At 70.4% G+C, this 12,589-nt stretch carries 12 protein-coding genes and 1 pseudogene; 12 read left to right on the plus strand and 1 reads right to left on the minus strand.

Annotated elements, in window-relative coordinates; genetic code table 11:
- Nucleotides 1–141 precede the first annotated feature (141 nt).
- The 4 genes and pseudogenes from ACWGIU_RS14125 (at nucleotide 142) to ACWGIU_RS14140 (ending at nucleotide 4,039) form a co-directional block, all read left to right on the plus strand.
- Complete coding sequence (locus tag ACWGIU_RS14125) at nucleotides 142–1,119, plus strand: hypothetical protein (protein WP_453705573.1); 978 nt, start codon at nucleotides 142–144, stop codon at nucleotides 1,117–1,119.
- 386 nt (nucleotides 1,120–1,505) lie between these two features.
- Nucleotides 1,506–2,822 carry a hypothetical protein gene (locus ACWGIU_RS14130; RefSeq protein ID WP_453705575.1) on the plus strand — a complete coding sequence of 439 codons (1,317 nt, stop codon included), beginning with the start codon at nucleotides 1,506–1,508 and terminating at the stop codon, nucleotides 2,820–2,822.
- A gap of 158 nt (nucleotides 2,823–2,980) precedes the next feature.
- Nucleotides 2,981–3,528: pseudogene (gene tpg / locus ACWGIU_RS14135) on the plus strand (telomere-protecting terminal protein Tpg).
- A 265-nt stretch (nucleotides 3,529–3,793) separates the two neighbouring features.
- Nucleotides 3,794–4,039 carry a hypothetical protein gene (locus tag ACWGIU_RS14140; RefSeq protein WP_453705577.1) on the plus strand — a complete coding sequence of 82 codons (246 nt, stop codon included), beginning with the start codon at nucleotides 3,794–3,796 and terminating at the stop codon, nucleotides 4,037–4,039.
- Between the two features lie 283 nt (nucleotides 4,040–4,322).
- On the opposite strand, the gene ACWGIU_RS14145 is transcribed toward ACWGIU_RS14140, so the two are convergent.
- Entirely contained in the window at nucleotides 4,323–5,978 is a 1,656-nt protein-coding gene (locus tag ACWGIU_RS14145) for an FAD-binding dehydrogenase (RefSeq protein WP_453705579.1), read from the minus strand.
- 85 nt (nucleotides 5,979–6,063) lie between these two features.
- On the opposite strand from ACWGIU_RS14145, the gene ACWGIU_RS14150 reads away from it, so the two are divergent.
- The 8 genes from ACWGIU_RS14150 to ACWGIU_RS14185 form a co-directional block, all read left to right on the plus strand.
- Nucleotides 6,064–6,585 carry an NUDIX domain-containing protein gene (locus ACWGIU_RS14150; RefSeq protein ID WP_453705581.1) on the plus strand — a complete coding sequence of 174 codons (522 nt, stop codon included), beginning with the start codon at nucleotides 6,064–6,066 and terminating at the stop codon, nucleotides 6,583–6,585.
- Nucleotides 6,586–6,594: 9 nt separating this feature from the next.
- Entirely contained in the window at nucleotides 6,595–6,993 is a 399-nt protein-coding gene (locus ACWGIU_RS14155) for a YidH family protein (RefSeq protein WP_453705583.1), read from the plus strand.
- A complete protein-coding gene (locus tag ACWGIU_RS14160; protein ID WP_453705585.1) occupies nucleotides 6,990–7,307 on the plus strand; it encodes a DUF202 domain-containing protein in 318 nt (105 codons plus the stop codon). Before ACWGIU_RS14155 ends, ACWGIU_RS14160 begins: the two co-directional genes overlap by 4 nt.
- A 127-nt stretch (nucleotides 7,308–7,434) precedes the next feature.
- Nucleotides 7,435–7,731 (plus strand): hypothetical protein, encoded by a 297-nt coding sequence (locus tag ACWGIU_RS14165; protein WP_453705587.1) that lies wholly within the window; start codon nucleotides 7,435–7,437, stop codon nucleotides 7,729–7,731.
- A gap of 156 nt (nucleotides 7,732–7,887) precedes the next feature.
- On the plus strand, nucleotides 7,888–8,799 hold the full coding sequence (locus tag ACWGIU_RS14170) for an MBL fold metallo-hydrolase (RefSeq protein ID WP_453705588.1): 912 nt from the start codon (nucleotides 7,888–7,890) through the stop codon (nucleotides 8,797–8,799).
- A 141-nt stretch (nucleotides 8,800–8,940) separates the two neighbouring features.
- Entirely contained in the window at nucleotides 8,941–9,999 is a 1,059-nt protein-coding gene (locus ACWGIU_RS14175) for a phosphotransferase family protein (RefSeq protein WP_453705590.1), read from the plus strand.
- An 11-nt stretch (nucleotides 10,000–10,010) separates the two neighbouring features.
- The gene (locus ACWGIU_RS14180) at nucleotides 10,011–11,243 is read left to right on the plus strand and encodes an acyl-CoA dehydrogenase family protein (protein ID WP_453705592.1); all 1,233 of its coding nucleotides are present in this window, start codon (nucleotides 10,011–10,013) and stop codon (nucleotides 11,241–11,243) included.
- A gap of 189 nt (nucleotides 11,244–11,432) precedes the next feature.
- Nucleotides 11,433–12,589: S8 family serine peptidase (locus ACWGIU_RS14185; RefSeq protein ID WP_453705594.1), on the plus strand; the 1,157-nt coding region annotated here is incomplete at its 3' end.

Raw genomic sequence — 12,589 nt, forward strand, 5'->3', positions numbered from 1 at the left:
ACCCATGACGCTACCGGTGGCGTCATGGGTGACGCGTCCGGTGGCGTCATGGGTGACGCCCTATCTACAGACGTAGCTCCAGACCCTTCTTCCAAAGCACAAACGGGGGTGACGGCCGGAGGCCAGAGTGCTGGTGGTTTTGTGCGTGCGAGTGCGCGTGAGGGCGCGGCGGCTGAACTCCCGACCGCCAAGGGCGGCTCCGCCGCCGTCCGCAAGGGGAGGTCTGCAGCGAGTAAGCCGATTGCCGTCAGCGAGCTGGTGCCGGTGAACGGCGAGGCCGAGGTGTACGCCGCCCTGGACGCCCTTGGGATCTCCACGTCGAAGGCCGAGCGAATCCCTATCCTGCGCCGCGCCGTCCGGGAGTTCCTCGGCCACTACGCCGACGCGAGGAGCGGTCCCTACGCGCTCTACCCGCGGACCGTCTCGCACGCTGTCACCCGGATCAATGTCGGGTGGCACCGCGCCGGGGGTTCCACCCGTTCAAGCTCCGGCTACCAGGAGCCTGACCGGATTACGAAGCCGGTCGGCTACCTTGCCACGCTGCTGACGGAGCAGGCGTGCGAGCTCCCGAACTGCGAACTCGGAATCTTCCTCGACACCGACGAGGAGTGCGCCACCTGCAACTACCGGCGGAACGCGCGGATCAACGACATCAAGGCCGCCGAGGCGCTGGAGCAACAGCGGCGCGAGCAAGAGTGGTGCCAGCAGCAGCACGACTTGGCCCGGCGGGCGGCGGTCGATCGGGACCACGGCCACGCCCTGGACGAGAACGCGCGTCGGGACCAGAGCGCGGCCGCCAAGGCTGCTGAGGCCGCCGAGACAACCCGCGCCCGGGAGGTCATGGCCGCCGAGTTCGCGGCGCTGGACGCTGCAGCAGCGGGCCGGCCCATCGTGCCGGCCCAGCTCCACCGGGCGCACGACCAGGAGCCCGCCGACGAGGACGAGCCCGACTTTGGTGGGTTCCCCAACGAGAACCAGGCCCCCGAGGACACCGACGAGGCGTGGCAGATCGCCAGCGGCCCGAGCATGGAGTACCGGGTGTGGAAGGAGCAGCAAGCCGCCGCCAGGGAGCAGCGGGACGCGGCCAAGCTCGCCGCCCTCACCATCCGCACCGCCTAGTCTCACCGCTGCCCGGCGCACGAGGTGCCGGGCGGACCTCGGCCCGTCCCGGCCAACGCGCGGCCACACAAGGCCCCGTGGGGTGACGAACGCCCGGCTCCGCCCCCCCACGAACCCTGCAGGCCTCACAGGCCCGCACGCGGCCATCTAGGCGATCACCGCTCATCCAGGAGGAAGCCCATGGGGAAGAAGCGCAACGGACGGCCCCGCCCCACCGTCAAGGTCCTGTCGGCACCGGCAGACGCCGCTTCGCCTTGGGCCGTCTGCACGGGGCCGGTGCCTTCATGGGAGTGAGGCGGGAGTGCTCTCGTGCGGGTCGCCTGGCGTGGCGTCCATGCTGGCGGTGAGCCTGATCGACGGGGATCGCCACCAGATGCGGAGCAATCATGTCAGAGCCGTTGATCGAGCACCCGCTGGGTGGCAAGGATGCCTTCCTCGAAGAGGGCGAAGTGGCTGCTTGGTCGCAGGCCGCACAGATGCTGGGCTTGGGTCTCCAACTCACAGGCAATGGAGGCGTACTCCAAGGCGAGGAGGACGCCTATCAGCTGGACGTTCCCGAGGTTCCCGAGGCGATGCCTGAGTTCAACGCCCCATGGGCTGAGCTCTTCTTGCAGGACCACTTCGATGAGCGGATGCCCTTTCGGTGGCGCAACTTTCCCGGCTGGTCACAGCCGATCCAGTCAGAGATCACGAACCAGATCACCCCTGCTCCAGACCGTTGGTGGGAACCCGATCGCGATCTCAGTGAGTGGGCACAAGAAATGATGCGGCGGCTCCATGGAGTTGCACGGGAAGGTAGCAGCAATCACCGGGCCGCAGCAGCCGCCACGTTGCTGCACCTCGGCCAGCTCAGCCAACACCAAATCGTCCGAGTCGTGTCCGCTGCCTTGCTTTCCCAGCGCAAAACGATGCTGTGGTGGCCCACCATTGAAGCCCTCGCGGACGGATGTACATCCGGCAGCGAGACGATCCAGCAGATTGCGATCGAAGCACTAATCCGCGTGGCGCCCAGACATCCGGTTCTAAAAGACCTGCCGCAGGACAATGAGCCGAACAACGGCAATGACGTCGCCTGGACCTCCATCATCGTGCCCGGTACATGGACGCGGTTTAAGCGGCCATCTTGGTGGCGACCAGGAGAGCCGCTCTTCCGCTATCTCCAAAGTGAACCCGGCGCCGACGAGCCAACCGATGGAACCCTGAGTGCCGTGGGGGAAGACCTCTACGACCGTGACGATCACTACCGGTGGACCGGCGGCTACACGGTCGAGGATCGGATTGCAGCAGCGCGCGACCTGGCCCACTGGGCGGGCAAGCACTCAGCTCCATCCTTCAAGAAGGTCATCGCTCATAGTCACGGCGGCAATGTGGCGCTCAACGCGTCAGCGTTCAACGACCTTTCCATCGACATGCTGGTTATGCTCCACACCCCTCCCCACCAGCGAAGCCAGGAAGAGTGGAGAATCATCGGCGAAAGAATCAAAAGAATCGTTGCGATGCGCCCAAAATTCGACTTCGTCGTAATGCTGGACCGGTGTTGGACGGGGCTGCATCGCACTCCGGTCACCGGTAACTTCCCGTCCGAGCGAGTACGTACCCTCAAAGTTCCAGTCTGGTTCGGCCATACGGCATTGACCGACCCTGATGTTTGGAGGCAACACGGACTTGCAGGCGAGGTGGCTGCAGAATTCAAACAGGTCTGACGAGGGCCATGAGGAAAAGGGAAAGGCGAGTGGGCGTCGTTGAGGGAGCTATAGGGACCCGCAGATTCCGCCGCACCGCAACCTTGTAAGACGGGCGGCCCGGGGGCCGTTTCCGACCCGGTCAACAACCTGACGAACCCCAGTGCAGTAGGCAAGCCTTGAGTCGGCCGACAGCACCGCCGGCCACCGCTATTGGCCAGCGCCCGTTGGGCGCGGCCTTTGTGTTGAGCTGTGAGAGCTTGCGTCCGCTATCTGACAGACCCGCTCCGACGAACCCCCGCGCGGGCCGCTACCACCCCGGTGGCCCGCACTGCCGTGTGTCCGAAGCCCGGGCGACCCCGCCCAAGGCCGTCGCCGACCGCATCGACCCAGCCGTATGGGCCCGCTTGCAGCCCGTGGTCCGCGGCCGCCGCCGCAAGGAAGCCGCCACCAGCACCGGCATCACGGTCGAGACCCGGGCCCGCTTCGGCTACACGGCACCCGTTGGCACGACGGACGACGGCCGGGTGCGGCGCCTCGCCGTCCACCTCCCGCCCGCCTACGCGCAACGCCTCTTCGACGCCCGCGAGACGCGTGCGAGCGACCAGCAGATGTGTGCGATCGTGGCCGAGGGTTGCAAGAAACCTATTTCAAGGACGGCGGAACCCGCCCGGACGACCTTGAAGTCGAATTCACGGACATCGACTATTTCGACGTTTCCTTCTGAACAGGCATGAAAATGCCGAGCATCAAAACCGGGAAAAGGGAGCTGGAGGACAGCACCTACCGATCCGGACGATCTGGCGGGACCGGGGGTGTGCTTCGACCTGGAGACCGCCGGCTTCTGCGTGGCCCGGCCGACCGACGACGCCCAGGGCGGGCTCGTCGTCGGCGTCGACCAGGGCGACGTCGTCATGGGATAGCTTCCTACGCCCGCCAGACCGACCGGCTGGAGGTAGAAGCGGACGGGTGGCTATGTTCACGACCTTCTCGTGGACAAAGCCACGGCCCATACGGCGGCGGTCGAGTCGCTCGACACCACCGGCGACCCGCGCCGCGCGGTCGTCACCGACTGCGTGGACTCCACCGGCTACGACAAGGTCGACAAGGACGGCCGGCCGGCCGGGGCGGCCCCGTCCGGGCCGCGCCGTCACGTGGTGACCTCCAGCCTGCAGCGCACCGGTTCGGGCCCGTGGCTCGTGTGGAGCTCCGCGATCGAGCGGGACCGCACGTGCTGATCCGCTGGCTGACGGTGGCGGCCGCGGCCGCCACCGTGACGCTGCTCGGGGCGGTCGCGCCGGGTACGGCGGTGGCGGACGATCCGGGCGGCGGCGTGGTCTGCCCGCCGAGGGATCTGGACTGCGACGTCACAGCTCACGACCCGGGCAAGCCGCCCGTGGGCAAGCCTGGTGGGGGGCCGGGGCCCCCCCCCCCCCCCGCGGGGGCGCGGCGCGCGGCCGGGACACCCCACGGCTGGTCCGACGGCCTGACGGCCCCGTCAGGCCGCGCGGACGGGAGGGGTCAGCCGACAGCTCGGGCCGCCGCGCGGCCGGCCGCCCGGCCCGAGAAGATGTACCCGCCGAGGAAGGTGCCCTCCAGGGCCCGGTACCCGTGTACCCCGCCACCGCCGAAGCCGGCCGCCTCGCCGGCCGCGTAGACGCCGGGCAGCGGCTCTCCGGACCCGGTCAGGACGCGCGAGGAGAGGTCGGTCTCCAGGCCGCCCAGGGACTTGCGGGTCAGGATCGACAGCCGTACCGCGATCAGCGGTCCGGCCCCGGGGTCCAGGACGCGGTGCGGGGCGGCCGTACGGATCAGCCTGTCGCCGAGGTATCTGCGGGCGCCGTGGATGGCGGTGACCTGGAGGTCCTTGGTGAAGGGGTTGGCGATCTCCCGGTCGCGGGCCACGATCTCGCCGCGGACGGTGGCCTCGTCGAGGAGGTCCTCCTTGGTGACCGCGTTCATCCCGCGGACCAGGGCGGACAGGTCCCGCTCGACGACGAAGTCGGCCCCGTTGTCCATGAAGGCCCGGACCGGGTCCGGTACGGCCTGGCGTGCGCGGGTGAGGACGTCGCGGATCGACCTGCCGGTCAGGTCCGGGTTCTGCTCGGAGCCGGAGAGGGCGAACTCCTTGCCGATGATGCGCTCGTTGAGCACGAACCACGTGTGGTCATGGCCGGTCTTCATGATGTGATCGAGGGTGCCGAGGGTGTCGAATCCCGGGAAGAGCGGCACGGGCAGCCGCCTGCCCGTCGCGTCCAGCCACAGCGGGGACGGGCCGGGCAGGATGCGGATGCCGTGCCGGGCCCAGATCGGGTCCCAGTTCTGGATGCCCTCGGTGTAGTGCCACATCCGGTCCTTGTTGATGTGGCTGGCGCCCGCGCGCTCCGCGATGCCGAGCATCAGACCGTCGACGTGCGCCGGGACCCCGGAGAGCAGCCGCTGCGGCGGGGTGCCGAGCCGGGCGGGCCACTGCGCGCGGACGAGGTCGTGGTTGCCGCCGATGCCACCGCTGGTGACGATCACGGCCTGGGCCCGCAGGGAGAAGCTCCCGGTGACCTCGCGGCTGCTGGCGGAGCCCCGTACGGCGTCGGAGGGTTCCAGGATCTCGCCGGTCACGGTGTCCACCGCGCCGGCCGTGGCCGAGAGCCCGGTGACCCGGTGGCGGAAGGCGAAGCGGACCAGGCCGCGGGCCACACCGGCCCGGACCCGCCGCTCGAAGGGCTCCACCAGCCCCGGGCCGGTGCCCCAGGTGATGTGGAAGCGGGGGACGGAGTTCCCGTGGCCGTTGGCGTCGTAGCCGCCGCGCTCCGCCCAGCCGACCACCGGGAAGAAGCGGACGCCTTGGGCGTGCAGCCAGGAGCGCTTCTCGCCGGCCGCGAAGTCGACGTAGGCCTCCGCCCAGCGGCGCGGCCAGGCGTCCTCCTCACGGTCGAACCCGGCGGTGCCCAGCCAGTCCTGGAGGGCGAGGGCGTGACTGTCCTTGATCCGCATCCGGCGCTGCTCGGGCGAGTCCACGAAGAACAGCCCGCCGAAGGACCAGTGCGCCTGGCCACCGATCGACCGCTCCGGCTCCTGGTCGAGCAGGATGACCTTGCGGCCCGCGTCGACGAGCTCGGCGGTGGCCACGAGCCCCGCGAGCCCGGCTCCGATCACGATCACGTCTGCGTCGTACGTCATGCGGTTACCCGTCCTCCGTCGGTGGTGGGGCAGATCCTTGGCTACGGAGCGGTAACCAGTCAACAGCGGTGGTTGGATGACCTGTATGAGTGCCGCTGAGGAAGTACTGGACGTGGTGGACCGGGAGGACCGGGTCGTCGGGCAGGCCCCGCGCGGCGAGGTGTACGCCCGGGGGCTCCTCCACCGCTGTGCGTTCGTGCAGGCCAGGGACGCGGAAGGGCGGATCTTCGTCCACCGGCGGACCGCCTCGAAGCTGGTATTCCCCTCGCACTACGACATGTTCGTGGGCGGGGTGCTGGGCGCCGGCGAGAGCTACGCCGAGGCCGCACTGCGCGAGGCCGAGGAGGAGCTGGGGGTACGGGGGCTGGAGCAGCCGACTCCGCTGTTCAAGTTCCTCTACGACGGTCCGGGCGGGGCCTGGTGGTCGTACGTGTACGAGGTGCGGTGCGACCCGCCCGTGGCCCCGCAGGCGTCGGAGGTCGACTGGCACACGTACCTCACCCAGGAGGAGCTGGACCGGCGGGTGGACGGCGGGGAGTGGGCCTGGGTGCCGGACGGGCTGGAGGCGTACCGGCGGCTGCGCGCGCACCCTGAATTGCGCTTGTAGATTTGGCAGGTGATCGACTTCGTCAAGGACGTGCGCCTCTGGTTCGCACCCTCGCGGCTGAGGGACGAGGGCGAGACCCCGGACTACCGCTTCTCGCTGGCCAACGAACGGACCTTCCTCGCCTGGATCCGGACCTCGCTGGCCCTGGTGGGCGGCGGTTTCGCCGTCGACCAGTTCCTGCCGGACCTGCGCTGGGGGGTGCGGGTCGGGATGGCCTTCGCGCTGCTCGCGGTGGGTGCGGCCTGTGCGCTGCGGGCGGTGAACCACTGGGTGCGGTGCGAGCGGGCGATGCGCCGGAGCGAGGACCTGCCGCTGTCGCGCTTCCCGGTGCTGCTGAGCCTGGGCGTGGGGCTGGTGGCGGTGACGATGGTGGTGGTCGTGCTGCTGGGCTGGACCACCGGGCGGTGAGCACCTCGGGCACGGACCGCGATGCGGGGCTCCAGCCCGAGCGGACCCGGCTCGCGTGGCGGCGTACGACGCTGGCCTCCTCGGTGGTGGCGGTGCTGGCACTGCGGCAGGCGTTGCGCGGGTCGGGCGCGCCGGTGGAGCTGGTCGGGGCGGCGGCCATCGCGCTGATCTGGCTGGCGTTCCTGTGGGTGGCCCACCGGCGGATCCGGGCACTGGCGGCCGGCCGGCCGCGGGAGCTCGCGCCGCGGGCGGCCCTGGCGGTGGTGGCGTGCACGGTGGCGCTGGCGGTCTTCGCGATGACGGTGATCCTGTGAGCCGGTGCCGGTGGCCGGTGGCCGGTGGCCGGTGGCCGCCCGGTGTGATGATCGTGCTTCGCCGCGCCACTACGACACAACGGACGATAATGGGCGACAACGGGCAATCCACACTAGCCTCGGCGCCATGACGACCCTGCACCACGAACACCCCACGCACCAGCACACGCACGGCGCGGACTGCGGGCACCAGGCGGTCTCGCACGGCGACCACGTCGACTACGCCCACGACGGCCATCTGCACCGGGAGCACTCGGGGCACTGGGACGAATGCGAGCCCAGCGGGCACACCGCGCACGACGGCCACGCGCACGCGCACGGCGCGGACTGCGGGCACGAGTCGGTCCGGCACGGAGACCATGTGGACTACCTGCACGACGGGCACCGGCACGCGGAGCACGACGGACACTACGACGACCACTGACCGGACTGCCGGCCGGATCACGGGCCGGGCGACCGACCGGACGACCGACCGGACCGCCGGCTGAAGGTCCGGTCGCAGCGGTACCCGCCCTCCCCCGGGACGACAACGGCTGGCAGGATGCCGTCCGTTCACCACAAGGACCCGGGGAGAGCGCAGATGTCCGTCGAAGAGCCGTACCTCGTCCAGCCCGCACCGGGGGTGTACGCCTACGTCCAGCCGGACGGCGGCTGGTGCCTCAACAACGCCGGATTCGTGACCGACGGGGGCCGGACCCTGCTCGTCGACACCGCCGCCACCCAGCGGCGCGCCCTCGCACTGCGCGCGGCGGTCGTGGCGGCCGGGGTGCCGCTCCCCCGCACCGTGGTCAACACCCACCACCACGGCGACCACACCTACGGCAACGGGGTCTTCAGCCCCGAAGCGCTGATCCTCGGGCACGACACCGCCCGGTCCGAGCAGCTCGCGGCAGGGCACCAGCTGGAGCTGATCTGGCCGTCCACGGACTTCGGCGCGATCGACATCGTGCCGCCCGACCTCACCTACAGCGACCGGGCGACCGTGCACGTCGGCGCGACGGAGGTACGGATCATCCACCCGGGTGTCGCGCACACCACCGGGGACTCGGTCGTGTGGCTGCCCGGCCGGCGGGTGGTGTTCACCGGCGACCTGATCTTCGCCGGGGGGACTCCGTTCCTCGCGATGGGCTCCCTCACCGGCTCGCTGCGGGCGCTGGAGCTGCTGCGGTCGCTGGACGCGGAGACCGTCGTACCGGGCCACGGACCCCTGACCGACCCCTCCGCCTACGACTCCACCGAGCGCTACCTGCGGTACGTGGCCGAACTCGCCCGGGAGGGCCGGGCTAAAGGGCTGTCCCCGCTGCAGGTGGCCCAACAGGCCGATCTCGGCGAGTTCGGCGCCTGGCGGGAGAGCGAGCGACTGGTGGCGAACCTGCACCGGGCGTACGCGGAACTGGCCGGCCTGCCGGAGGGCGCGGCGCTGGACATCCTGGCGGTGCTGACGGACATGACCGTGATGAACGGCGGCACACCGATTCTCTGTCACGCCTGACACCGGCGGATCCCGCCGGGCGGAGAGTTTCTTTCCGCCCGCACTCTGGACGGCATACCGACTGGTCGGCATGATGTCTCGCGACGGTGCTCCGACGCACCGCCGCTCTTCCCCTCGTCGACACGCACGGAGGTGCGCACCATGACCTCAGCCCCGGCCGACCCGCGCGGCCTGGATCTGGAGCGACTGCGCGGTCATCTCGACCGGGCCCGGCCGGGACTTGTGTCCGGGGCGCTGCGCGGCCGGCTCATCGAGGGCGGCCGGTCCAATCTCACGTACGAGGTCACCGACGGGACCGCCCGCTGGGTCGTCCGCCGGCCGCCGCTGGGCCACGTACTGGCCACCGCGCACGACATGCGGCGCGAGCACCGGGTCATCGAGGCGCTGCACGGCACGGCCGTGCCGGTGCCCGAGCCGGTGCTCCTGTGCGAGGACGAGGCCGTGCTCGGGGCGCCGTTCTACGTCATGGAGTTCGTGGACGGGGTGCCGTACCGGACGGCAGAGCAGCTCGCCGCGATCGGTCCGGAGCGGACCCGGCGGGCGGTACTGGGCCTGGTGGACACCCTGGTCGACCTCCACGCGGTGGACCCGGAGGCGGTGGGTCTGGGTGACTTCGGCCGGCCCGAGGGCTTCCTGGACCGGCAGCTGCGCCGCTGGGGCAAGCAGCTCGCGGCCTCCCGGGGCCGGGAGCTCGCCGGGATCGACGAGCTGCACGGCGCGCTCGGCCGCAGGCTGCCCGTCTCCACCGCCGCGACCGTGGTGCACGGGGACTTCCGGCTCGACAACGTGCTGATCGGCGGCCCGGACGACACGATCCGGGCGGTGCTGGACTGGGAGATGTCCACCCTCGGGGATCCGCTGACCGACCTCGGGCTGCTGGTGATGTACAGCTCGGACCTGGGCCTGACCGGATCTCCGGTCAGCACGACGAGCGGGGCACCGGGCCATCCGACGCCGGCCGAGCTCGTCGAGCGGTACGCCGCCCGCTCGGGCCGGGACACCGGGGCCATCGCCTGGTACACGGCCTTCGCCTGGTTCAAGCTCGCCGTGATCCTCGAGGGCATCCACTACCGCTACACGCTGGGGCAGACCGTCGGGGCGGGCTTCGACCGGATCGGCGAGCTGGTCCCGGTCTTCATCGAGCACGGACTGACCACACTCCAGGACCGCCAGGACCCCCGGAACCGCCAGGAAGGCTGAGGCACTCACCCATGGATTTCGCATTCGACACCCGGACCGAGGAACTCCGCGAGCGGCTGCTCGCGTTCATGGAGGAGTACGTCTACCCGGCGGAGGCCGTCGCCGCCGAGCAGCGCGCACGGCTGGCCTCGCCCTGGGACACCCCGGCCGTCTTCGGTGAACTGAAGGCCGAGGCGCGCCGCCAGGGCCTGTGGAACCTCTTCCTCCCTGATGCGGAGCACGGCGCGGGACTGACCAACCTCCAGTACGCGCCGCTGGCGGAGATCACCGGCCGCAGCCCGCACCTCGCGCCGACGGCCACCAACTGCGCGGCCCCGGACACCGGCAACATGGAGCTGCTCGCCCAGTTCGGGAACGAGTCGCAGAAGAAGCAGTGGCTGGAGCCGCTGCTGGCCGGGGAGATCCGCTCCGCCTTCGCGATGACCGAGCCCGAGGTGGCCTCCTCGGACGCGACGAACATCGAGACGCGGATCGAGCGCTCGGCGGGCGGCGACGAGTACGTGGTCACCGGCCGCAAGTGGTTCATCTCCGGGGCGATGAACCCGGACTGCAGGATCTTCATCGTGATGGGCAAGACCGACCCGGAGGGCGCCGATCCGCGCCGTCAGCAGTCGATGATCCTGGTGCCGCGCGACACCCCGGGGGTCGAGGTGCGCCGGGCGATGACGGTGTACGGGTACGAGGACCATGACCACGGCGGCCACGCCGAGGTGGTCTTCGACGGGGCCCGGGCCCCCGCGGCGAACCTGATCGGCGAGGAGGGCACCGGCTTCGCCATCGCCCAGGCCCGGCTCGGCCCGGGCCGCATCCACCACTGCATGCGGCTGATCGGGATGGCGGAGCGGGCCATCGAGCTGATGTGCCGGCGCGCGGTGGAACGTACCGCCTTCGGCAAGCCGCTGGCCGCCCAGGGAGTCGTACAGAACTGGATCGCCGACGCCCGGGTGACGGTGGAGCAGCTGCGGCTGCTGGTGCTGAAGACGGCCTGGCTGATGGACACGGTCGGGAACCGGGGCGCGCACACCGAGATCCAGGCCATCAAGATCGCGACCCCGCGGGCGGTGGTGCGGATCCTGGACGACGCGGTGCAGCTGCACGGCGCGGGCGGCGTGAGCCAGGACTTCCCGCTGGCCGAACTGTGGGCGGCTGCAAGGACGTTGCGTCTGGCCGACGGACCGGACGAGGTGCATCAGCGGTCTTTGGCGCGACGGGAGTTGCAGCCCTACGCGGTCGGCCGTCCGTGAACGTGTGGGAATCGTGCGGGAGTTCATATGAACCTGTGTGCGAGGTGAAGGCGGTGCGGGGGACCCTTTAAGAAACCTTGTTGAACAACCCCGATACCCCAAGGCGTCCTTGATTTGCGCCTGTCAATCGGAAGAGGGTTCTCCAGAAGGTCTGACGCCCCCAACGTCAACACGAGGAGAACCCTCCAGATGGCAACTCACAAGCGCTCGCGTGGTTTTCGGTACGCGGCAGTCGGCACGGGAGCGGCCACAGCGGCTGCCGTGGCCCTGCTCGCCACCCCCCTCGCGGGAGCGGCCACACCGGCCGAAGGCACGGTGTACGGCCTCGGCGCACCCGGCGCGATCAGCGGAAGTTACGTCGTCATACTCGACGCATCCGCGAACAAGGAGCAGCTCGCCCGCAAGTACGGGGGCGAGCTGAAGCGCTCCTACGGCTCCGGGGTCAACGGTTTCTCGGCCGCGGGTCTCAGCGAGACGGAGGCGAAGCGGCTCGCCGCGGACCCGGCCGTCGGCAAGGTCGTGCAGAACAAGAAGTTCACCATCAACGCCACCCAGACCGATCCGCCCTCCTGGGGGCTGGACCGGATCGACCAGACCGCGCAGGCGGGCGACAAGAAGTACACCTACCCCGACGGCGGCGGCGAGGGCGTGACGGCGTACGTCATCGACACCGGCGTGCGCACCACCCACAAGGACTTCGGCGGCCGTGCGACGTCGGGCTTCGACGCGGTGGACAACGACGACAGCGCCGACGACGGCAACGGCCACGGTACGCACGTGGCCGGCACCATCGCGGGGACCTCCCACGGCGTCGCCAAGAAGGCGAAGGTCGTGGCGGTGCGGGTGCTGGACGACAACGGCTCCGGCACCACCGAGCAGGTGGTCGCGGGCATCGACTGGGTCACGCAGAACCACAAGGGCCCCTCGGTGGCCAACATGAGCCTGGGCGGCGGCGCCGACGAGGCCCTCGACGAGGCGGTGCGCCGCGCCGTCGCCGCGGGTGTCACCTTCACCGTGGCGGCGGGCAACGAGTCGGCCGACGCCGGTCAGGGCTCGCCGTCCCGGGTCACGGAGGCGATCACCGTGTCGTCGAGCACCATCGACGACCAGCAGTCGTCGTTCTCGAACTTCGGCTCCGTGGTGGACCTGTACGCGCCGGGCTCGGACATCACGTCCACCTGGAACGACAGCGACACGGGGACGAAGACCATCTCCGGCACGTCCATGGCGGCCCCGCACGCGGCCGGCGCGGCGGCGGTCTACCTGGCGGGGCACCCGTCCGCGACTCCGGCGCAGGCAGCCGCGGCGCTGACCAGGGCGGCCACGTCCGGGGCTGTCACCAATCC

This window comes from Streptomyces sp. NPDC054840 (assembly GCF_053611065.1).